The sequence below is a fragment of the Catalinimonas alkaloidigena genome (assembly GCF_029504655.1).
GTDB lineage: Bacteria > Bacteroidota > Bacteroidia > Cytophagales > Cyclobacteriaceae > Catalinimonas > Catalinimonas alkaloidigena.
Map to the genome: position 1 here is coordinate 2,846,304 of NZ_JAQFIL010000001.1, position 21,232 is coordinate 2,867,535.

Below are 21,232 nucleotides of genomic sequence, written 5' to 3' on the forward strand. Positions count from 1 at the left end.
ATTTTTCATGGGTAAACCCTTAATTCTGGTTTCAAACGATGATGGCATAACCTCACGAGGTATTAAAGTCCTGGTAAATCTGATGAAACAACTGGGTGAAGTTGTTGTTGTTGCTCCGGATAGTCCACAGTCAGGTATGGGCCACGCCATTACAATCGGTAATACCCTTCGGCTCACCGAAACGGATATCTTTGAAGATGTCATGGCATATAAATGTTCAGGTACTCCTGCTGATTGTGTGAAGTTGGGAAAGTTTCATGTACTCAAGGACCGGAGGCCTGACCTCGTAGTAAGTGGAATCAATCACGGAAGCAATACCTCTATAAGCGTTCTATATTCTGGAACGATGTCCGCAGCAGTTGAGGGTGCAATAGAAGGTTTACCAGCCATAGGATTTTCATTGTGTGATTATGATTCAGATGCAGAATTTGCACATGCGGAAGAAGCGGTAACAAAAATAGCCAGTCAAGTTTTAGAAAAAGGTATGCCTCAAGGCATAGCGCTTAATGTAAATATCCCTCCAAAACAACACGAACGCTTGAAAGGCATAAAAGTATGTCGACAGGCCCATGCCAAATGGCAGGAAGAATTTGACCAGAGGTTTGATCCAAATGGAAGAAAATATTTCTGGCTTGCAGGTAATTTTGTGAATTTTGATAAAGGTGAAGATAATGATGAATGGGCAATCGCTAATAACTATGTCTCTATCGTTCCTTGCCAATATGATTTAACTGCTCATCACGCGATCAGCACTTTGAATGAGTGGTCGTTCAGCTAAAAAGTTTACTTTATTTGATACTAAATTTGATAGCCAAAAAATCATTAGTATTTAACATTAGCACAAATTTTTAAACTCCTTATAATCAGCTATTTATACCCACGACTTTATCAATTGATTTAATTAGCAATGATTCATAATTTTCCCAAAAAATATCCTTTGGGGTTCCATGAGTATAAAATGAACTTCGCATCCTGGGGGCAATCCCAGCTGAAGAAAAATCATTGAAATCCAGTTTTATTGCGCACTTCCAGGGGTCACAAAAGTTTGTCCAGTAAGCATGATCCTGTAAAAAGAATGGCTTTTGTAATGCCATATATTCAAAAATACGGGTAGGAAAGCAGTTCCTAATGCTTTCAACGGGCTGATGTGCTACGATACCATAATCAGCAATTGATACCATTTTTAATATCTCCTGATGCGGCAATGGAGTATTATTAATACGAGCATAGATGTTTTCTTTTGCTTCAGTCTCTATTAATAAATGATTTAGCAAGTTAGTATCAGTAACGTGTCCAATAATTATTAATAGCAAATCTGGATAATGTTTGCTCAATGCATTAGCAAAATTTAACGTTTGCCGAATACCATATATTTCACTAATTGTGCCGTTAAATACTAGCTTAGGTGCCTTATGTCTAAACTTTTCCGGTAAATCGGGGGCTCCAAACTCAAGTTCTAAACATGGCTTATAAGCATTAGGAATCACAATTGAGGGCTTGCTAAAAAAACTAATTTCTTTAGTATATCCTTTTTCTGCTAAAATATTTAGGGAAATATAAGATTGACTGGTTTTTTCAATACACCGAATACCAAAAGCCAATAATCTGATAAGGAATGTATTTTTTTTGTTGGTCAATAAATTTAAAGCATAGTTTTCTCGCACATCATATACCAACTTGATATCTTTATCGAAACAAATGATTTTGTAGGCCATTGCGGCGACCAATACTTCAAAAGTAGTGGCTATTATCAGGGTGGGAGCAATCTTCAAAAGATGGATTAAAATTGATAGAGGAGCAAATAAACGTCTCCAACTCATGTTTGAAAAAGAAAAAAGAGGGTGAAAAACAATTTCCGAGCTGAGAGGTAGATTTTTTGAATTAAAACCTATGATATTAACTTCATATCTATTTGTTTGCTGAAGTGATAGCCCTATTTTTTCGTACATTCTTGTGTCATCCACTGGTTTAAGTACTGAAGCTATTACCGTTTTAATTTTATTACCCATATATATTTAAGTAACAATCTGCATGGAACTCAGAAATTTGATTGAAAAAGCATGGGATAACCGCCATTTGCTTAATGACAAAGATGTAAAAATTGCGATTAAATCAATTATAGACGAGCTTGATAGTGGCACCAAGAGAGTCGCAGAACAAATTGATGGTGAGTGGGTAGTGCATGAGTGGATAAAAAAAGCAGTTATTTTATACTTCCCGATTCAGAAAATGCAGCTTCTTGAATTGGGGCCATTTGAGTTTCATGATAAGATGAAACTTAAGACTGGATATGATAAGATTGGCGTTAGGGTTGTACCGCATGCTGTAGCACGATATGGAGCCTATCTGAGCAAAGGCGTCGTGATGATGCCCTCCTACGTTAACATTGGTGCATTTGTAGATGAAGGCACTATGGTAGATACCTGGGCTACAGTGGGAAGTTGTGCCCAGATCGGAAAGAATGTTCATTTAAGTGGTGGTGTCGGTATCGGTGGGGTACTCGAGCCCTTACAGGCAAAACCAGTTATCGTGGAAGATAATGCCTTTATTGGTTCTCGTTGTATTTTGGTTGAAGGCGTTCATATTGAAAAAGAGGCAGTTTTAGGTGCTAACGTAACACTCACTGCAAGTTCTAAAATTATAGATGTTACTCAGGAAGAGCCTGTGATCTATAAAGGAAAAGTGCCTGCTCGTTCAGTAGTAATTCCTGGCTCTTATACCAAAAAGTTTCCCGCTGGTGAATACCAGGTTCCCTGCGCGCTGATCATTGGAGAAAGAAAAGCCAGCACTGATCTAAAAACGTCACTAAACGAAGCATTACGTGAAAACAACGTAGCGGTTTAAGTTAACAATGGCATTTATTTTGTCACTTACATACTAACAACTTCTAAATAAATTTAAGAGGAAATTGCAGTTGTAAATAAACCAATTATTATAGGTTTGTGTTAACTTATCAATTTCGCAAAAAAAACCATTAAACTATGATGTTTGGAAAATGGATGCTAAGTTTTAGTGTCATTTCAATATTATTTTTTGCTTGTAATAGCAATGAATACAAAATGGCTGATCGCTATTTTGAGCAGGGAGAATATAAGAAAGCAATAGAGCAATATAATGAATACCTGGAATATCAACCCACGCATGTCGAGTCCATGTATAATCGCGGGCGAGCATATGAGGAATTAGGAGAGTTTAAGAAATCTCTAGCTAGCTATGAGGAGGCATTAGAGGTAGATCCCAAAAATGTAAATGCCCTGATGAGCATTGGTAAATACCATTTTAGAAACGAAAACTATCAGGATGCGGCTTTTTATTTTGACAAAGCTTCTCAGATTCACAAAAGTGACGCAAAAGCGCATTATTTAGCGGGGCGTGCATTTCATAAGTCCGGTAAAACCAAGGAGGCCATGGATGCATATAACTCAACAATTAGCCTGGATGACCAGTATGGCGAGGCTTTCCTTTACCGTGGAGCACTTAAAGTATACGAAGGTAAAAAGTCAGCGGGTTGTGAGGATTTCCGTTTAGCAAGCGCGCTAAATGTAGCTGAAGCTCAGGAAGCAATTGATCAGTACTGCAACTAATTCTAATAATACATTATATTCCCCGATTTAAGCAAACTGCGGTGCTAATTGGGGATTTTTTCTACTCATACGATAGTCATAAAAACCAACGCCACTTTTAACGCCTAAATTTCCTGCATTCACCATATTAACGAGTAATGGACAGGGAGCATATTTAGGATTTCCAAATCCATCCTGTAATACTCTTAAAATAGATAAACATACATCTAAGCCGATGAAGTCTGCCAGTTTAAGGGGGCCCATTGGGTGAGCCATGCCTAGCTGCATAATCTGATCTATCTCCAAAACACCGGCTACTCCTTCATACAAACTATAAATGGCTTCATTAAGCATAGGCATGAGTATTCTATTTGAGATAAAGCCAGGATAATCGTTTACAACCAGAGGGATTTTATTTAAGGCTTCCGCAAGCTCAACTATTATATGAGTAACTTCTTCAGAAGTTTTATATCCCTTGATGACTTCCACTAATTTCATCACAGGCACCGGGTTCATAAAGTGCATTCCTATTACCTGCTCAGGTCTTTTGGTATATGAAGCCAGCTTTGTAATTGAAATAGAAGATGTGTTTGTTGCCAGGACCGTATCCTTAGAGCATAACTCGTCAACATTTTCAAAAATTGATTTTTTCACTTCAAAATTTTCACTTACAGCTTCTACTACCAAGTCTGCTTTTTTTACACTTTCAGCTAAATCCGTAGATAAATTAATGTTTTTTAGTGCTTTATCCCTTTCATCCGGCATTATGATTTCTTTTTTTATCTGCCTGTCCAGGTTGTTCTTGATTGTTGATAGTGCATTTTCAAGTATTTTATCATTTAAATCAAAAAGCGTAAGCTTGAAACCATGCTGCGCGAATACATGAGCAATTCCATTCCCCATAGTACCGGCACCTAGCACACATATTTTTTTCATAATACACTGACTTTTAGATTTTTAAGCAAAAAAAATGGAATCTATGATTTAAGGTTACTTTTGTTCAATAATAACCATATTCAATACTTAGAACGAATCTTGCTCGTTATTTTTGTCTGGAATATTTACTTTATCATTTGTTCCTTTGTCATCTGTTAAATACAAAAGAAAATTAATGCTTCGCTACTGTTTTACTGCTTTTTTCATATTAGTCTATACTGGAATCATTGCCCAGGGATACAATCCTGGATTTGGGCTAGAACAACGACACCCATATCCTGTGAGAGCTTTTTTTAATAAATTTTCCATAAACCTCAGTTCCGGATACGGGAGAACTTTTTATAAGCATGAATTCACAGACTTTGACTATGTCAGAAATCAGCAGGGATCATTTCTTATCAATTCAGAAGATTTTGTAGAAGGGGGTACCATTTCTGGCCTGAGTAATTGGTTTTCTGGTATTAGCAGTAGCAATAATATACTTTTAAGTGACGAATATAAGGTAGTGCACTTTGATTCTACTGACAGTCCATTAAGAAGTGGAGGATATAGTATTCCTATTAACCTGGCCGTATACTTTAATATTTTCAGACTAAGATTGGGTGGAGGCGCGAGTATGGAGTTTTTGACTGCCAACGTCCCTGAACCCAAAGATTTCTTGTCTCAATACCCGGACCCGGCACAAGTCAAAAGTCGGATGACCCGCTATTATTTCCTGCTGGGCTATAGTGTGTATGAGTATTATGATTTGGCTTTGGGCGTAGATATTCGTGCTGGTAAAATTAATCGAGGAAGTGGATTTGATGATTATAATATTCAATCTAATCCTTTTTTCAATATAGGAGTAAGCTTTGAAAAAGTATATTCCGAATATTTCAGACTATACCTAAGACCTTCTTACGAGTTCAAAAGTTATCAGATAAGTCTGCCAGCAACCGCAGCCCAACCGGATCTAACCATTACTGACAATGCCTTTCAGCTCACCTTGGGGATAAGCATTAACTATCCTGACATTCCAAGATCACCTATTCCTAATGACAAAACTCAAATGAAGCATTATGTCTCTGATTCTCAAGGAAATAGAATACTAGTAAGAGGTCAGCCATTTTGGAGAAAGCAGGATCCAAAAATAGGAGAGTTATATCCGGAACTACAAAAAAGTAAAAGAAAAAGAAGTATACGCCTCCCATTCTTTAACAAAAAGAAATAAAATTGGATGATTCTTATCAATTTATCCTTTTCCTGCGCTTTCATTCTAGTTTATTAGCACATAAAGGCTATGTGTATTGAACATTTTTTGGTAAATTGCGCTCTTATAATGAGGGCGATTTTTACAAATTTACAAGTAAAGTACCTTTCTAATTAAGAAATAAGAGTTTTAATCCGATTATGGCAGAAGGCGCTAATGAAAATATCATCCCTATTAATATAGAGGATGAAATGCGAGGAGCTTACATTGATTATTCAATGTCTGTAATTATTTCCCGAGCATTACCAGATGTAAGAGATGGACTTAAACCTGTACACCGCCGTGTTCTTTATGGTATGCTTGATTTAGGTCTTACACACACCAAGTCCCACAAAAAATCCGCAAGAATTGTAGGAGAGGTGTTAGGAAAGTATCACCCTCATGGTGACTCTTCAGTGTATGACTCTATGGTTCGTATGGCTCAGCACTGGTCCATGCGCTATATGCTGGTAGATGGGCAGGGAAATTTTGGTTCTGTAGATGGCGATTCACCAGCCGCCATGCGATATACCGAGGCACGACTCAGGAGGTTGGCTGAGGAACTACTTGCCGATATAAATAAAGATACCATTGACTTCCAGGGTAACTTTGACGACTCACTGACTGAACCTGTGTGTCTGCCGTCAAAGTTGCCGAATATCCTGGTGAATGGAACTTCAGGAATTGCAGTAGGTATGGCTACCAATATGGCGCCTCACAATTTAACTGAAGTTATAGAAGGTATTAAGAAATACATTGATAATGAAGAAGTTAGCATCGAAGAGCTCATGCAGTCCATTACCGCTCCTGACTTTCCCACGGGTGGTATCATTTATGGATATCAGGGAGTTAAAAGCGCTTTTGAGACAGGTAGAGGAAGAATAGTATTACGTGCTAAAGCTGACATAGAAGAAACAAAAACTGGCAAGTCTCAAATCATTGTAACTGAAATTCCTTATCAGGTCAATAAGGCCTCAATGATAGAAAAGACAGCTGCTTTTGTCAATGAAAAGCGTATTGAAGGAATTTCGGATATACGTGATGAATCAGATAGAAACGGGATGCGGATTGTCTATGATCTGAAAAAAGATGCTGTTCCCAACGTAGTGCTTAATAACCTTTATAAATATACCCAGCTACAATCTTCTTTTGGCGTAAATAATGTTGCGCTTGTAAAAGGCAGGCCACAGACGCTTAACCTCAAGCAAATAATTACGCATTTTGTGGATCATCGCCACAATGTAGTAGTACGCAGAACACAGTATGAGCTGAATGAGGCAGAAAAAAGACTTCACCTTTTAGAGGGCTACCTTATTGCACTGGATAATATTGATAGGGTTATTGAAATCATCAGATCATCACAAGACCCTGAAACTGCCCGCAACAGCCTGATGGAGTCCTTTGAACTGACTGAAATTCAGGCGAGAGCCATCCTGGATATGCGACTTCAGCGTCTTACAGGTCTGGAAAGAGATAAAATCCAGAAAGAATATGAGGAAGTACAAAAGCAGGTAGAATATTTGCGCCAGATTTTAGCGGAAAGAGATCTTCGTATGCAAATCATCAAAGATGAGCTTGATGAGCTTAAAGATAAGTATGGAGACGAGAGACGTACAGAAATAGTCCATAGTGCTGAAGATCTAAGTACTGAAGACATGATCCCTAATGAGGAGATGTTAATTACGATCTCTCATAATGGCTATTTTAAGCGGACTAATCTCGGCGAATACCGTACGCAGGGTAGAGGAGGAGTAGGCTCAAGGGGTGCTTCTGCAAAAGACGGCGATTTCACCGAGCACTTGTTCATTGCTCATACACATAACTATCTTCTGATTTTTACTGAATTAGGAAAAGTTTTCTGGATTAAAGTCTATGAAATTCCTGAAGGCAGTAAAACTGCCAAAGGCAGAGCCATACAAAACTTGATTAATATAACTCCTGATGATTCTGTTAGAGCAGTTATAAATGTTTCTAATTTAGATGATGCAGATTATATCAATAATTCATTTCTAGTGATGTCAACTAAGAATGGCATGATTAAGAAAACATCTTTAGAAGCATATTCAAGACCTAGAGTAAATGGTATCAATGCTATCACTATCAATGAGGGTGACCGTTTGTTAAACGTAGCGCTTACCAATGGTAAATCAGAAGTCATACTCGCTGTAAAGTCTGGAAGAGCTATTAGGTTTAACGAAAGTGAAGTAAGATCAATGGGACGTACTGCTGCTGGTGTCAGAGGCATTGCCTTAGATGATGATCAGGATGAAGTAGTGGGAATGGTTTGTGTAAATGATCTAGATAAGCATTTGTTAGTAGTATCTGAAAATGGTTTTGGCAAGCGGTCTTTATTGGAAGAATACCGCATTACTAAAAGAGGAGGCAAAGGTGTCAAAACCATGAACATTACTTCTAAGACTGGAACTTTAGTGTCCATTGCCGAAGTTACGGATGAAAATGATTTAATGCTGATCAACAGGTCTGGCATTATGATACGTTTATCTGTTTCTGAGTTAAGAGTGATGGGACGAGCTACACAGGGAGTAAAACTGATCAGGCTTAATAAAGACGACATCATTACTTCAGTAGCCAAAGTTGATAAGCTTCCGGATGATATTGAAGAAGATAATTCAGAAGAAGAAGAAACTAAATAACTATAAATTTTAATTACCTTTTGTAACAAAAGTTGTCACCTATACTGCACAATTATGAAAAAGTACACTTTAAGTTTAATTCTTTGTTTGGCTGTAGTTGTTACATCATTCGGCCAAAATAAAAATGTCAGAAAAGCTGAACGAGCTTTGGAAGACCAGGAGCTAGCTGAGGCGAAAACCTTAATTGACCCTACTATCACTGATGAGCAGACCAAAGATGATGGAAAAACATGGTATATCTATGGTCAGGTTTATCAGGCAATAGCCGAAGATTCCACCAATTCTGTACAAGCCGATGAGCCTTATCAGACTGCACTTGATGCATATCGTAAAGCCAAAGAGCTAGAAGATGAGGGATCAGTTCATTATACTTTTGCGGATCAAAAAATTCAGGAAGTTTGGGCTAAGAATATCAACGCTGGAGCTGAAAAGTATCAGGAACAGGATTTTGAAAGCGCTATACGTAATTTTGATATTGCGAAAATGGCTATGCCTGAAGATACTACTGCTTATATCTATGGTGGCATTTCTGCCCAGCAATCGGGTAACCTTGACATTGCAGCCGAAAATTATGCTTATCTCGTGGATGAGTTAGATTATAAAAGCGAAGACTTTTATAACAGCCTTATTTACATCTATCTGGTTGAGAAAAAAGATAATGACAAAGCGGTTGAATATTTGAGAAAAGCTCAGGAAGCTTATCCTGACAATTCAGACTTTCTGAAAAGAGAGATCAATGTTTTGATTCAGGAAGAAAGCTTTGATGAAGCAGAACAAAAACTCTCACAGGCTATTGAAAAAGAAGATGATAACGCTATTTTATATTACAACCGTGCCTATCTGTATGAGCAAATGGAACGGGGAGAAGACGCGATAGAAAATTATAAAAAAGCCATTGAGTTAGATCCAAATTACTTTGATGCAAACTTCAACTTAGCAGCTTATTACTTTAATCAAGCAGCCGAGATACTTGCAGAAGCTAATAATATGGATCTCAAAGAATACCAGGAACGTGGAGAAGAAATAGAAGGCAATGCAAAAGTATTTTTTGAGAAAGCACTTCCTTACTTAGAAAAATCAAAAGAGATCAAGCCTGATGACGAAAAAACACTCAACACACTACAGACAGTGTACACTCGCTTAGGCATGGATGATAAAGCTGCTGCTTTAGAGTCTGAACTTAGTGGACAGTAATACAGAAACTCTTTTAATTGTAGAGAATATAGCAAAGGAGCCACAAGGCTCCTTTTTTTTGTACATATACATGAGTTTCTTAGCGTAACCTACAACCTTCATTTGATCGGGTATAAGCGAAAGACATACTTATTTAACATAATATAAATTATACAACATTTAGTAATACCCTGAAATAGCTCTACACAACCATTAAAAAGCTATGAAACAGAGCAACTTAGGGACTTTATCCAAAAAGTTATATTTTTCTTACCGCCTCAGACGACAAATTATTGAGAAAATAAATATTGGCCTGCTCACTGAGTATCAGGTCTGTGAAAAGTACGGTGTATCGCTTAAATTGATTAGGCAATGGCGCCGTAGCTACTATAAGCATCGCATTTTATCACCGCTAAATTCTTTTCCTATGAAAGCTAAAAAGTCTCCCCAGGAAGAAATTAAAGCACTCAAAGCCAGATTAGCTGCTACTGAAAAAGCTTACCAAGATGAAAAAGTAAAAGCCAGAGCTTATGAGATTATGACGGTCGCCGCGCGATCGAGATCGCTGAAGAACAGTTCAAGATTCCAATCAGAAAAAAGTCTGGTCCCAATCGGATCGCCGAGCGACAGCCAATGAAGTGATCCGAGAGTTTCCTCTGCATAGTGTAGAGAAAACTTGTCGGCTGTTTGGGGTGTCAAGGAGTGCCTTCTACAAGGCCGAAAAAAGGGTCAACGAACGTTGTCTTCAGGAAGCATTGGTATTAAATGAAGTACGTCTAATAAGGAAAGATCAGCCAAAGTTAGGCACCGAAAAAGTATACCTAAAGATTCAGCCATTTTTGAAAGAGCATGCCATTAAAATGGGTAGAGATAAGCTCTATGATTTGCTGAGAGCCTATCATTTGCTGCCTAAAAGAGGCAGATCTGGCAGCAGAACTACATATTCTAAGCATCACTTTTATAAATATCCGAACCTGGTGAAGGATATGGATGTGCTCAGGCCTAATCTGGTCTGGTGCAGCGACATCACGTACATAAGAACAGGAAATGGATGGAGTTATCTAAGCTTAATTACCGATGCTTATTCTCACAAGATCATGGGATGGTCTTTGCAGCCCAGCCTGAGAGCTGAAGGGCCGGTTGAAGCACTCAAAATAGCTTTATCTTCCATTCCCAGGCGCATCAGAGCTGACTCCCCTACCCGATTGATTCACCACTCAGATCGTGGAATACAATACTGCTGTAGAGAATATGTGAGTCTGTTAGAAAAGCACCAGGTAGATATCAGCATGGCTAAAGAGTCGTATGAGAATCCGATAGCCGAGCGAATCAACGGTATTCTTAAGGATGAATTGCTCCGCCCTGGATATCCCAGGTTTGAACTGGCTCAGAAAGCCATTAAGAAGGCAGTCCGGATTTATAACACTGAAAGACCGCACAGAAGCATCAACATGATGTATCCTGTGGATGCTGAAAACTTAACAGGTCCTATCCCAAGGGTCTGGAAGAAAAATGGCTATAGGGTAAAGAAGAAATCTCAAAGAAATGCAGCCGGTGAAAAGAAAAAAATGACCATAAATCTATCTTAAATCTGTGGAGTAGTTTCAGGGAATCACCATTTTTACTGAGCTGCTTATACTCATTGCAACTTTCTCGACAAATATGAAGACGAAGAAATTATTGTAAATGTAAACTGTTACAGTTTAAAATATGTGAGATGAATTACAGATGCCTCCTTTCGCGAAATTACATGACGGCTTCTTCATCGAGGCTATACCAAACAAATTTTATATGGCTCTCAATAAAAAATCAATACACAATAGAGTTTATTACGGTTAGTTTTTTATGTAGCCCAGCGCTGACATCTGAGGTTGTGCAATCCACAGGCGATATACATCATCCTATCCCTTTTCTGCCATCCGTGTATTCTGACCTGATTCCTAATAATTTTTAGTCTTTTTACTCCAGCAATAGCATGCTCCACCTTAACCCTAATACTTGCAATGAGTGTATTCAGCTCTTTTTGGAAGTTGGAAAGTTCTTTTCCTTTGGGCTTCTTCTCAGGCATGTAAACTTCTACGCCTTCTGCCTTAAGGCCCAGGAAACCCAAGTCCACCCATAGACTATGCCATCGCTCGGCGATCCGATGGTCAGGAAACTTAAGTTCTGCCTGATCATACATGGATTTATCATGTACGCTACCTTCAAAAGTTTCTCCTAAGTAAATAAGCTCTCCTTCAAGGTTGGCAATCAACAGATTTTTCAAAGTATGGCACCCTTTTTTTCCGCTATAGTGATCTTTCTGAACTTGGTAATCTGGTGAACGGCCTATCCTGCGTTCCACTACATCCATAAACATAACCAATTCAACGTAGGCATAGAGGAAATTATAGAACTTATTCACTTCACGATGGGGCATTTTACCCATTTTCTTTAAAGCTTCTTCAAGTAAAAAAGATAGCTGATTTACCCATAAACTAACTTTTCCCTGACTCATAGAGAACATCACTCCATGGTATGCTTGGTTGGGATTTTCTTTCATGTAGCTAAGAATAAAAAGTAACTTATTGACCGGACCGGTCAAACTACTGTCACTTCGTTCCTGATAGCGTACCATCTTGCGACGTTGCCCTTTCATATCGTGATGACGATAATGTTCTTCAACTATTGGCGCAAAATGGTATAATAAATCCATGAATTCCTTTTGGCTTAAGCCAGTTATTGCGTTAAATTGTATAGGGCTGTTCAGTAAGCTGTTTGTTTTTGTCATAATTAATTGACAGCGAATAGCCCTTTTTCATTCCCCTGTAAAATCAACCGTAATATTCTCTAATGGTTATTTTGATAATTTCCTAAATTTTCAAACTCTATCACCTGTACAACTCAATATGAAAATAGAGCCAAAATAGCTTCATAAATAATAAGATTGGATTAAATCAAATATATATGTAGTTGGTTCAGCAATAGAAAGGTCAAATAATTTATAAATAAAAAACTTATGAATAGCTTAAAAAGGTTTGATATGCTTACTTATCAAAAAAGAAGGCAAAAGTTGTCTGAGCAGTTTCAGGATGGTTTGGTCTTGTTGTTTGGTAATGGTGAAAGTAGCATGAATTTTAGTGATAATTGGTATCCCTTTCGGCAGGATAGTACTTTTTTGTATTATACAGGCATAGATACTCCTGACCTGGTAATGCTGATCGATCTGGATGGTGAAAAAGAAATTTTGTTTGGAGATGATGTCTCTATGGATCAAATTATCTGGACCGGTCCTCTCCCTACTGTTGCTGAAAGAGCTAAAATGGCTGGGATTAAGCATTCATCATCTACAAAAGATTTGAAAGTATTTCTTCAAAAAGCTCAAGATAAATCACGTAACATTAGATTTTTACCGCCCTACCGAGAAGAAAGAATTCATAAACTTCATCACTTATTAGATATACCTATTTCCTCCATAAACCAAAAGGTAGCGCAGGACTTAATTCGGGCAGTCATTGCTCAACGTTCCTACAAAAGTAATGAGGAAGTTAATGAAATGGAAAAAGCTATTAACATCTCTAATCAGATGCATCTATTAGCCATTCAATCAGCAAAAGCTGGAATGAGAGAGTATGAACTTGTAGGAAAAGTGAAAGGAAAGGCAATTGCCTGTGGAGGCGATGTTGCCTATCCCGTCATATTGACCATCAACGGACAGACTTTACACAACCACTATTATGGCAATAGCTTGAAAGATGGTAATATGGTTTTAATGGATGCCGGAGCAGAGAATACAATGCACTATGCCGCTGACCTGACCCGCACTTTTCCGGTTAGCAATAAATTTTCTTCATTACAAAAAGATATGTACAATATCGTTTTGGATGCTTATGAGCATGCTGTAAAGTCTTTAATACCTGGAAAACCATTCCGAGATATCCATTTGCTGGCTGCTGAAAAACTGGTCAGTGGATTGGTAGCGTTAGGGTTTATGAAAGGTAAATCCAAAGAGGCAGTTGAAGCCGGTGCGCATACCATGTTTTTTCAGTGTGGCCTGGGTCATATGATTGGCTTAGATGTTCATGATATGGAAGATCTGGGTGAAGAATATGTAGGCTATGATGAATCCGTAAAAAAGAGTAGCGTCTTTGGTCTTAAATCTCTTCGCTTGGGCAAAGCGCTTGAAATTGGACAAACAATTACTGTTGAACCGGGGATTTATATTATCCCTGAATTGATTGACCGCTGGCAGGCAGAAATGAAGTACATTGATTTTATCAATTACGAAAAGTTAAACAGTATTCGTGATTTTGGCGGAATCCGCATTGAAGATAATTTTCTCATCACAAAAGAGGGAAGCCGCAAATTAGGGGACTATCTTCCATTAAAAGCAGAAGAAATAGAGGATTTAAGAAGTTGAATTAAAAAAAAGGAATAGCCCCTGATTCTGGATTTTGACAACATGTTTATGTTAAGCTTATTTAACAAAGACAAGCGTGTCGCTCTGCCATTTCTATTCCTATCAAATTTAGATATATTTATACTTGAGGGTTTTTAAGAATGATTTAAAACCTTAACCCACTATAAATACGCTAACCGTACATTCTAATGTTTTTGTTCAAGTCACCTAGCCTACTCTTTAAGCGCTGTAAATATGCGCTAAGTGTTATATTTTTATTAAGTTTTATTCTTTTTCCAGCTTTTGCGCAAAAGCAAAACGCAACTGAAAACATCATCCTGATCACATTGGACGGCCTTCGCTGGCAGGAAGTTTTCAGAGGAGCAGACCCATTACTCATTGCCCATGCCGATTATGTAAGCGACAGTAGCGAGCTTAAAACTTTATTCTGGAAAAATGCCATCAATGAAAGAAGAGAGGCGCTGATGCCTTTTTTTACCAAGGTGATTGAAAAAGAAGGACAGCTTTATGGGAACCGTGATGCAAACTCAAAGGCTAACCTTACAAATACCTATTGGTTTTCATATCCAGGCTATAACGAAATATTGAGCGGTTTTGGGGATCAGCGTATTGATAGCAATGACAAAAAGCCAAACCGGAATCAAACTGTTCTGGAATATATCAACCAAAAAGAAAGGTATAAAGATAAAGTTGCTGCCTTTGGATCCTGGGATGTATTTCCATACATCATCAACGAAGCAAGATCAGGAATACCGGTCAATGCAGGCTACGAAAATGTAGAGGGTAATAATCTTACCGAACTTGAAAAAATTCTGAATAAACTTCAGCCACAGCTTCCCGGACACTGGTCGACAGTACGGTTTGACGCCTTTACGCATCATTATGCCATGGAGTATCTTCAAAGAGCACAGCCCCGCGTCCTCTATATGGCCTATGGTGAAACTGACGATTTTGCCCATGATGGTAAATATGATGAATACCTTAAAGCAGCGCATCGTACTGACATGTTTATCAGGCAGTTATGGGATTTTATTCAATCTACTGAGCAATATAAAGATAAGACCACGCTCATCATCACCACGGATCATGGAAGAGGTACTGTTCCGTTGGATAGCTGGAAAAGTCATGGTGATGATGTTAAAGGTTCTGATGAAGTCTGGATAGCGATAATGGGTCCGGATACGCCAGTTCTCAGCAAAGAGGAAATTGCCGGACAGTATTACACAAACCAAATAGCTCCCACCCTTGCCGAATTTCTGAAAGTAAATTATCAGCCAGCGCAAAAAAGTGGATCGCCTTTAAGTAAAGCCTTTAAAAGAAATATCAGGACTGGTAAATGATAGCCTTTCATCTTGATTTATAAATAAGCAGCAGGCTATAAAAAGAAAAATTTATTTCCAGCACTCTTACATATTTCACTATTAGTCATTTTTCATCCAAACGGGTTTAGTTTTAGATTGATGAGCGGCACTTAATATTTCACCATATAGTTCGGGCTTTCTTGCGTTACGGTAGCGATATCCACCCGCAAGAGTCAACTTTTCTTTGGTAAGTGTGGCTGTTGTTATTGCATCCTCAAAACTTCTGACTTCGCTTAGAATTTCCCCATAGGGATCAAGGAGCATAGCATTACCATTTTTAAGATGTTCTCCATCGTAACCTATTGGGTTGGTAAATGCATAATAGACACCATTATCGTAAGCCCGAGCAGGAAGCCACCTTAGCAACCATCCCCTACCCTTGGGGCCATCAAACTCCTGACGGAGTGGAACCGGATCTTTTTTTCTGTTTTGCCATAACTTGTCATCAACATAACCTCTACCTGGCATGGCTGATGGTGTGCAGGCTGTTACATGAGGCGCAAATATTATCTCCGCCCCCAATAATGTGGTAGCTCTTACATTTTCAATCACATTATTGTCGTAGCAAATCAAAATACCACATTTCCAACCTTTGATCTCAAAGACCACATACTCATCTCCGGAAGCTAAATATTTGCTGATGAAAGGGTGTATTTTTCTGAATCTTGCTTTTAGTCCTGCGCCATCCACGCACACATATGTATTGAATAATGACTCATCATCATTTTCTACCAAACCGGCGAGAATGGTTACATCATGCTTTTTAGCAATATCAATTAGCGCCTGACAACTTTTTCCATCTGGTACTTTTTCGGACAAAGATCTGATTTGAACTAGCGTCAGGTCTTTCAAAAAAGTATAAGCGGTAATTGATAACTCATGAAAACAAACGACTTCTGCGCCCTTGCTCTTAGCTTCAGATGTTAGCTTGTCTATTACCGATAAATTATAAGTTTTATCACCATCTTTTGGCTCAAACTGTGCTACCGCAATACGAATATCAGACATGGTTTGAATATTATTTCTTAGTGTTCTTCTCCCTTATTTTTGATGTTTACTTTATTTCGGCTACTTTTTGCAGCAATTCTATATCATTATTACTAATATGACTTACGTTTTGCGTAATCTTTTCTATATCCCAATCCCACCAGCGAATTTGTAAAAGTTTATCAATTTGCTCATTAGGAAATCGTTTTTTAATGAATTGGACAGGATTCCCACCTACAACCGAATAAGGAGCTACATCTTTGGTAAGCACTGATTGTGAAGCAATTATAGCTCCATCACCAATTTTTACACCTGGCATTACAGTTACCCCATACCCTATCCATACATCATTACCAACCACAGTGTTTCCTTTATTTGGATAGGTTTTTCCCTCCATTGCTCCTTCCCAGCCATTCCCAAAGATAGCAAATGGGTAGGTGGAAATTGCATCTGTTAAATGGTTGGCACCATTCATAATAAAGGTAACATCAGAGGCGATCATACAAAACTTGCCGATTATCAATTTGTCGCCGATAAAATCAAAAAGATATTTAACATTTTTTTCAAAATTTTCTACATTTTCAAAATCATCATAATAAGTATAGTCCCCCACTATAATGTTAGGATTTGTAATGATGTTTTTCAGAAAGCAAAGGCGATGATAATCCTTGAGAGGAAACTTAATATGTTTATCAGGTCCGTTCATCTTACAAAAGTTTATAGTACTTTTTTAGCTTCCAGCCAAAATAAGAAAGTCAGGGGTAAGTTGGATTTAAATAAATCTAATTATTTGTAACTTTTATAGAGCGATATTCTCATTGAAAATATAAATGAATAAACTTAGCTGTCACTGAGCATTAATATAGCATCTGTCCAGCCTTTGGGAGGCTGAGCGATAATCAACTCATTTTCAATGCTTACTTCTACAGCTTGGGTATACGTTCCCCTCACAGTATTGTACCACTTCTTATAAACAGGCTTAACGGGTTTGAACAATTGAGAGACATTTAAACTAGCAGCAGTATTATCAGGAAAATAAATATAAAGCTGATTATTTTTTTTGGACCTCACCGCCACTTTTCTCAATTCTCCTTCATCTTCCTTCTGCCCTATAATTCCATGAATTGGTTTCCAATCTGGCCAATGGTTATCAAGGCAAAAATTTTTGAAATGTACCATGGTTACTGCACCTTCCATTTCCAACATATCCTGCCAACCTTCAAAAGGACTAAAAAGTGGTCCATTGTTTAAAGAGTCACGAAATCCTCCATATGTATAACCCGCAGCGCCAGCAAAGATAGATTGATATGCCTGTCTACGTATCTGAACTGCAGAAATCACAGCATCGCTATTTTTGATAGGAAACCCCTCGTAGCCCGGTTCACCCATTACCGTAGGCTTAATAGGGTCAGTGATTCTATAGTCTTCCAACACAGATGCATATACATCATTAACATTGGTAAAAGTCTCAATCATATTAAAATCAAGCCAGGCGTCTTTATGAAACCAATCGGAGGAGTTAAGGTAAGGTGCGCCATCCGGATGATAGCTCATCAAAGCAAAATCCCAAAGTGGGCTTTCTTCGTTCCAGGAAACAGTCTCGTCTGTGATTCCATTAAGTATTCCTTCCACCATTGCACGATAATGACCAAGATAATCACCCCCATCATCAGCTTTGACATCTCCTCCCATAAGCCAGATCAGATGGTTTTCATTACGATATCTTTCCCCTAAAAATTTGCCGTAAGCATGCATATCACTGGCAGTAAATACTTCAGCTGAAAATTTACTATGACTGGCATTTACATACCTTCTACCCCAGACCGGCAGTATTGCAAGCATGATATCTCTTTCACTTGCTTCCTTAATAATGAAATCTACATGGTCCCAATAGTCATTTGGATTTGCAGGGCTTCCCCCTTCAACTACCCATGGTTTTGTAGGATCAGGTTTCCCATCAACTTCAGCAAAAGCTTTATGTCCGTATGCATTCTGTGGATTGGTCGTAAAATTGACCGGATCATCTTCACGCTTCCCCCAGAACAGACAAAGCTGTATTACATTATAGCCCTGAGCCTTTCTCTGATCCATATACGCTACTACATCCTCACGATTGAGCCACTCTGACATGCCCCAGCTTGTGTCACCGAGCCAGAAAAACGGGTCTCCGTTGTGGTATTCTAAGTACCTTTGATTTTCAGAAACTTTTAGTATGGGTAAATGATCGTTTTCAGAAAAGAAACTGCTGCAGCTACATACAAAAAAAGATAATGATACGAAAAAATAGTAAATAGCGCTTTTGTCTAATAGGTTATTGTTAATCATTGATTTCTAATCTAGCATCAGGTAAATTGATTAAGATATAGAATAATGAAAACCTAAACAATCACAATAAGGCTAAACAATGCAATTATTAAAAGCTAGAAAATCACAACAGCAGGACATGATTGCAATTCTCACTCAGGCATGCTAAGAAGTCAGATCAATGTACCGGTTACACTCTTCTTAATTACCACAGTATTCTTTTCTCAGTTGATTTGTAATGCTTACGCCTCCCAGCATTCTGGACATCTCCAGCGCATTACAAGCCTCTTCACTGTTTTCGGTTTCAATATGAATCAGCGCCAGATTCTTGTAAGCATGTGAATTGAGGGGATAATAAGATAATGATGTTTTTAGCTCCTGTACCGCTGTTTCCAGGTTTCCGAGCTGAATATTAGCAAAGCAGCGATTATTCCAGGCTGCACCAATTGTCAATGAATCTTGAGCAAGTTGCAAGGTGCTATCAGCGTAAGCTATTGCTTTTTCGTGCATACCCAAACCATTGTTGTAATAGGATAAGTTAAGGGTACCTACCGGATCGTTTGGGTGGTATTTTCTCAATTTTTCTAAAAAATAGAAAGCTGTGTAAAAATTTCCGGCTTCACCAAACATATATCCCAAATGAATGAGTGTTAATCTGTCAGATGGATATTTTTTTAAAATATCAACGTAAGTGTAAAAAGAATAATTGTATTCTTCCAGATATCGGTGAGCTCTTGATTTTAAATGGAGCAGCTTAAGCTGAACAGTATCCACCGGTGGGTTTACATGTAAATAAGCTTCAGTGAAGTTGATTACTTTTCTATAATTTTTTGCTTTGAAAGCTGCTTCAACATCTAATAATACTTCTTGTTGAGCTTGTACAAATGAAACACTGAAAAAGAAAAGACTAAAAGCTAAAACTCTCATAAACACCTCTTAATACCATTAAACTTGCGGTTTGTATCAACAACAAACTGATCATTGTTAATTGATAGATGCGTCTCAAGGTAGTATGATGCGTATTATTATTTACTGGTAAGAAAAGGCTTTACATACGTATGTAGTATTATACAGCCTTGTAAAACAAAAATGGAAGCATACCATCCCTGCAGAACATAAAATTGAAGCCTTATTAAGTAAATTGTAATTATAGACTTATTCCTGTTTTGTCATTGCGCTCTCTTTCATGGCTGTACTATAGATTGCGTTTAATAAACTTTTTTCGCCTTTGGTGTCACTATCTAATTGCCAAAACATAATCCCCCCCAGTTCATTCTCAATAGCAAACTCGGTTTTAAGCTTTAGAGAAAGTGTATCATCATAGGAAATAAAAATGCTGTCCGTAGGATTGTATAAGTAAGGTGCTTTGGCCGTTTCATCCCAATAACGAGTGAAACCATTTTTATTTTCGTATTTATCACGAATAATCTCATAGGTCGCCCAGCCGGTATGTACGCCTTTGTTGGGCTGATAAAGTCCATGATTTTGCGGTGGAACCCCTTTCCAGGCTCTGCCGTAGAATGCACCACCAATGACAATCTGTTGTGGGTCTACCCCTTGTTTGATACAGTAGTTGATTATCCTTTCTGCTGAACGGGGCTGATATAAACTTTGTCCTTCATCTGCTTGAGCTCTTCTTTCCACCACATATTCGTAAAATGGCTGGTCTTTAATATCATCATCAGTGATCATTCCTAACCCGGTATGATGGGCGGTATAGGGTGTACTTCCCCCTACCGCATCATAGGTCATCACATTCATATAATCTGCATACTTCATTACCTCGCTAAGCTCAATGTGATCGTAATAGCGCTGCCAGCCCGCTGATGCAAAAGTCAGGATAAGCTCGGGATTTATATCGTCCATCGCTTCTCGCAATTCTTTCATGAGCAAGGTAAAATTTTGTTTGTCCTCCCGCCTGAAGTCTATGCCGGCAGAACCGATAGCGGGATACTCCCAGTCCATATCAATACCATCCAGTTGATATTGATTAATTAATTCCATTGTGCTGCGAACAAACTTTGCTCTTCCTTCTGCTGTGACTGACATATCAGAGAAGCCTCCGGCAGTCCATCCTCCACAGGCAAGCATTACTTTCAGATGAGGATGATTTGCTTTAGCAGCAACCAGTCTGCTGAGTTTCTCAGGAGCGCGTTCATCAGTAAAGCCCATTTCACCATCTACTACTTTGGAGAATGAGTAGATGATGTGTGTGAGTTGCTCAAGGAGAAGATCTTCTGCTTTAAAATCATCTCTGGGCACATAATAAGCCATGATATTGATAGGTGAATGATGTACCGAAGCTTCCTGCTTTTCAGTTTGAGAAGAATGACAAGCTGAAAGCCAAAAAATAGCAAAGGTCAGAATAAAACAAGATACATATTTTAACATGTTTGAAAACTAGTTTAAGTTACATGATCATTGTGCCTGACGAATTAAATAGCGACAGGGCTTATTACCAATACCGGATTGATGGCAAATGGAGGATTTTTTTTCTACCTGAATGCCTCTGCCTAAAATTAAGATTAAAGCAGTAGTCATTCTTTTACAAAGTTTATAATCACTAACTTGAAATTATATAAATATCAGAGTTATTCTATATCCCTAAATAATATGATTGTCAGTTC

18 protein-coding genes are annotated in these 21,232 nt (G+C 38.2%); 10 read left to right on the top strand and 8 right to left on the bottom strand.

The features are described from left to right. Window positions 1-7 precede the first annotated feature (7 nt). On the top strand, window positions 8-778 hold the full coding sequence (surE, locus tag OKW21_RS11625) for a 5'/3'-nucleotidase SurE (protein WP_277479629.1): 771 nt from the start codon (window positions 8-10) through the stop codon (window positions 776-778). An 85-nt stretch (window positions 779-863) separates the two neighbouring features. Here surE and OKW21_RS11630 read toward each other — a convergent pair whose 3' ends face one another. Then, window positions 864-2,009, bottom strand: a complete 1,146-nt coding sequence (locus OKW21_RS11630) for a glycosyltransferase family protein (protein ID WP_277479630.1) — start codon at window positions 2,007-2,009, stop codon at window positions 864-866. A gap of 22 nt (window positions 2,010-2,031) precedes the next feature. On the opposite strand from OKW21_RS11630, the gene OKW21_RS11635 reads away from it, so the two are divergent. Together OKW21_RS11635 and OKW21_RS11640 are read left to right on the top strand one after the other, a co-directional pair. Then, entirely contained in the window at window positions 2,032-2,844 is an 813-nt protein-coding gene (locus OKW21_RS11635; protein ID WP_277479631.1) for a 2,3,4,5-tetrahydropyridine-2,6-dicarboxylate N-succinyltransferase, read from the top strand. A 137-nt stretch (window positions 2,845-2,981) separates the two neighbouring features. After that, a complete protein-coding gene (locus OKW21_RS11640; RefSeq protein ID WP_277479632.1) occupies window positions 2,982-3,584 on the top strand; it encodes a tetratricopeptide repeat protein in 603 nt (200 codons plus the stop codon). Window positions 3,585-3,611: 27 nt separating this feature from the next. Here the strand turns inward: OKW21_RS11640 and OKW21_RS11645 are convergent, their stop codons facing one another. Further along, window positions 3,612-4,499 (bottom strand): 3-hydroxyacyl-CoA dehydrogenase family protein, encoded by an 888-nt coding sequence (locus OKW21_RS11645; protein ID WP_277479633.1) that lies wholly within the window; start codon window positions 4,497-4,499, stop codon window positions 3,612-3,614. A 175-nt stretch (window positions 4,500-4,674) separates the two neighbouring features. Between OKW21_RS11645 and OKW21_RS11650 the strand changes: the two genes are divergently transcribed. The 5 genes from OKW21_RS11650 (at window position 4,675) to OKW21_RS11670 (ending at window position 11,143) form a co-directional block, all read left to right on the top strand. After that, entirely contained in the window at window positions 4,675-5,709 is a 1,035-nt protein-coding gene (locus OKW21_RS11650) for a hypothetical protein (protein WP_277479634.1), read from the top strand. A 179-nt stretch (window positions 5,710-5,888) separates the two neighbouring features. Further along, the gene (gyrA, locus tag OKW21_RS11655; protein ID WP_277479635.1) at window positions 5,889-8,381 is read left to right on the top strand and encodes a DNA gyrase subunit A; all 2,493 of its coding nucleotides are present in this window, start codon (window positions 5,889-5,891) and stop codon (window positions 8,379-8,381) included. Between the two features lie 54 nt (window positions 8,382-8,435). Beyond that, entirely contained in the window at window positions 8,436-9,575 is a 1,140-nt protein-coding gene (locus tag OKW21_RS11660) for a tetratricopeptide repeat protein (protein ID WP_277479636.1), read from the top strand. A gap of 202 nt (window positions 9,576-9,777) precedes the next feature. Then, window positions 9,778-10,191, top strand: a complete 414-nt coding sequence (locus OKW21_RS11665; protein WP_277479637.1) for a transposase — start codon at window positions 9,778-9,780, stop codon at window positions 10,189-10,191. 1 nt (window position 10,192) lies between these two features. Then, complete coding sequence (locus tag OKW21_RS11670; RefSeq protein WP_277479638.1) at window positions 10,193-11,143, top strand: IS3 family transposase; 951 nt, start codon at window positions 10,193-10,195, stop codon at window positions 11,141-11,143. Window positions 11,144-11,397: 254 nt separating this feature from the next. Here OKW21_RS11670 and OKW21_RS11675 read toward each other — a convergent pair whose 3' ends face one another. Continuing rightward, window positions 11,398-12,249, bottom strand: coding sequence for an HARBI1 family protein (locus OKW21_RS11675; RefSeq protein ID WP_277478775.1), 852 nt, complete (start codon window positions 12,247-12,249; stop codon window positions 11,398-11,400). 303 nt (window positions 12,250-12,552) lie between these two features. Between OKW21_RS11675 and OKW21_RS11680 the strand changes: the two genes are divergently transcribed. Together OKW21_RS11680 and OKW21_RS11685 are read left to right on the top strand one after the other, a co-directional pair. Further along, a complete protein-coding gene (locus OKW21_RS11680; RefSeq protein WP_277479639.1) occupies window positions 12,553-13,953 on the top strand; it encodes an aminopeptidase P family protein in 1,401 nt (466 codons plus the stop codon). Window positions 13,954-14,141: 188 nt separating this feature from the next. Further along, on the top strand, window positions 14,142-15,293 hold the full coding sequence (locus OKW21_RS11685; RefSeq protein ID WP_277479641.1) for an alkaline phosphatase family protein: 1,152 nt from the start codon (window positions 14,142-14,144) through the stop codon (window positions 15,291-15,293). 81 nt (window positions 15,294-15,374) lie between these two features. On the opposite strand, the gene OKW21_RS11690 is transcribed toward OKW21_RS11685, so the two are convergent. The 5 genes from OKW21_RS11690 to OKW21_RS11710 all read right to left on the bottom strand — a co-directional run bounded on the left by OKW21_RS11690 (window position 15,375) and on the right by OKW21_RS11710 (window position 20,996). Continuing rightward, window positions 15,375-16,322: a nitrilase family protein gene (locus OKW21_RS11690; RefSeq protein ID WP_277479642.1), complete on the bottom strand. Its 948-nt coding sequence runs from the start codon at window positions 16,320-16,322 to the stop codon at window positions 15,375-15,377. 46 nt (window positions 16,323-16,368) lie between these two features. Next, on the bottom strand, window positions 16,369-17,007 hold the full coding sequence (locus OKW21_RS11695) for a CatB-related O-acetyltransferase (RefSeq protein ID WP_277479643.1): 639 nt from the start codon (window positions 17,005-17,007) through the stop codon (window positions 16,369-16,371). A 134-nt stretch (window positions 17,008-17,141) separates the two neighbouring features. Continuing rightward, complete coding sequence (locus OKW21_RS11700) at window positions 17,142-18,626, bottom strand: glycoside hydrolase family 140 protein (RefSeq protein WP_277479644.1); 1,485 nt, start codon at window positions 18,624-18,626, stop codon at window positions 17,142-17,144. Window positions 18,627-18,806: 180 nt separating this feature from the next. Continuing rightward, window positions 18,807-19,532: a tetratricopeptide repeat protein gene (locus OKW21_RS11705; protein WP_277479645.1), complete on the bottom strand. Its 726-nt coding sequence runs from the start codon at window positions 19,530-19,532 to the stop codon at window positions 18,807-18,809. Between the two features lie 228 nt (window positions 19,533-19,760). Then, window positions 19,761-20,996 carry a glycoside hydrolase family 18 protein gene (locus tag OKW21_RS11710; protein WP_277479646.1) on the bottom strand — a complete coding sequence of 412 codons (1,236 nt, stop codon included), beginning with the start codon at window positions 20,994-20,996 and terminating at the stop codon, window positions 19,761-19,763. Between the last annotated feature and the right edge of the window lie 236 nt (window positions 20,997-21,232).

Coding starts and splice junctions, on each gene's coding strand:
- surE (WP_277479629.1), top strand. CDS start 8: ATGGGTAAACCCTTAATTCTGGTTTCAAACGATGATGGCATAACCTCA.
- OKW21_RS11630 (WP_277479630.1), bottom strand. CDS start 2,009: ATGGGTAATAAAATTAAAACGGTAATAGCTTCAGTACTTAAACCAGTG.
- OKW21_RS11635 (WP_277479631.1), top strand. CDS start 2,032: ATGGAACTCAGAAATTTGATTGAAAAAGCATGGGATAACCGCCATTTG.
- OKW21_RS11640 (WP_277479632.1), top strand. CDS start 2,982: ATGATGTTTGGAAAATGGATGCTAAGTTTTAGTGTCATTTCAATATTA.
- OKW21_RS11645 (WP_277479633.1), bottom strand. CDS start 4,499: ATGAAAAAAATATGTGTGCTAGGTGCCGGTACTATGGGGAATGGAATT.
- OKW21_RS11650 (WP_277479634.1), top strand. CDS start 4,675: ATGCTTCGCTACTGTTTTACTGCTTTTTTCATATTAGTCTATACTGGA.
- gyrA (WP_277479635.1), top strand. CDS start 5,889: ATGGCAGAAGGCGCTAATGAAAATATCATCCCTATTAATATAGAGGAT.
- OKW21_RS11660 (WP_277479636.1), top strand. CDS start 8,436: ATGAAAAAGTACACTTTAAGTTTAATTCTTTGTTTGGCTGTAGTTGTT.
- OKW21_RS11665 (WP_277479637.1), top strand. CDS start 9,778: ATGAAACAGAGCAACTTAGGGACTTTATCCAAAAAGTTATATTTTTCT.
- OKW21_RS11675 (WP_277478775.1), bottom strand. CDS start 12,249: ATGGATTTATTATACCATTTTGCGCCAATAGTTGAAGAACATTATCGT.
- OKW21_RS11680 (WP_277479639.1), top strand. CDS start 12,553: ATGAATAGCTTAAAAAGGTTTGATATGCTTACTTATCAAAAAAGAAGG.
- OKW21_RS11685 (WP_277479641.1), top strand. CDS start 14,142: ATGTTTTTGTTCAAGTCACCTAGCCTACTCTTTAAGCGCTGTAAATAT.
- OKW21_RS11690 (WP_277479642.1), bottom strand. CDS start 16,322: ATGTCTGATATTCGTATTGCGGTAGCACAGTTTGAGCCAAAAGATGGT.
- OKW21_RS11695 (WP_277479643.1), bottom strand. CDS start 17,007: ATGAACGGACCTGATAAACATATTAAGTTTCCTCTCAAGGATTATCAT.
- OKW21_RS11700 (WP_277479644.1), bottom strand. CDS start 18,626: ATGATTAACAATAACCTATTAGACAAAAGCGCTATTTACTATTTTTTC.
- OKW21_RS11705 (WP_277479645.1), bottom strand. CDS start 19,532: ATGAGAGTTTTAGCTTTTAGTCTTTTCTTTTTCAGTGTTTCATTTGTA.
- OKW21_RS11710 (WP_277479646.1), bottom strand. CDS start 20,996: ATGTTAAAATATGTATCTTGTTTTATTCTGACCTTTGCTATTTTTTGG.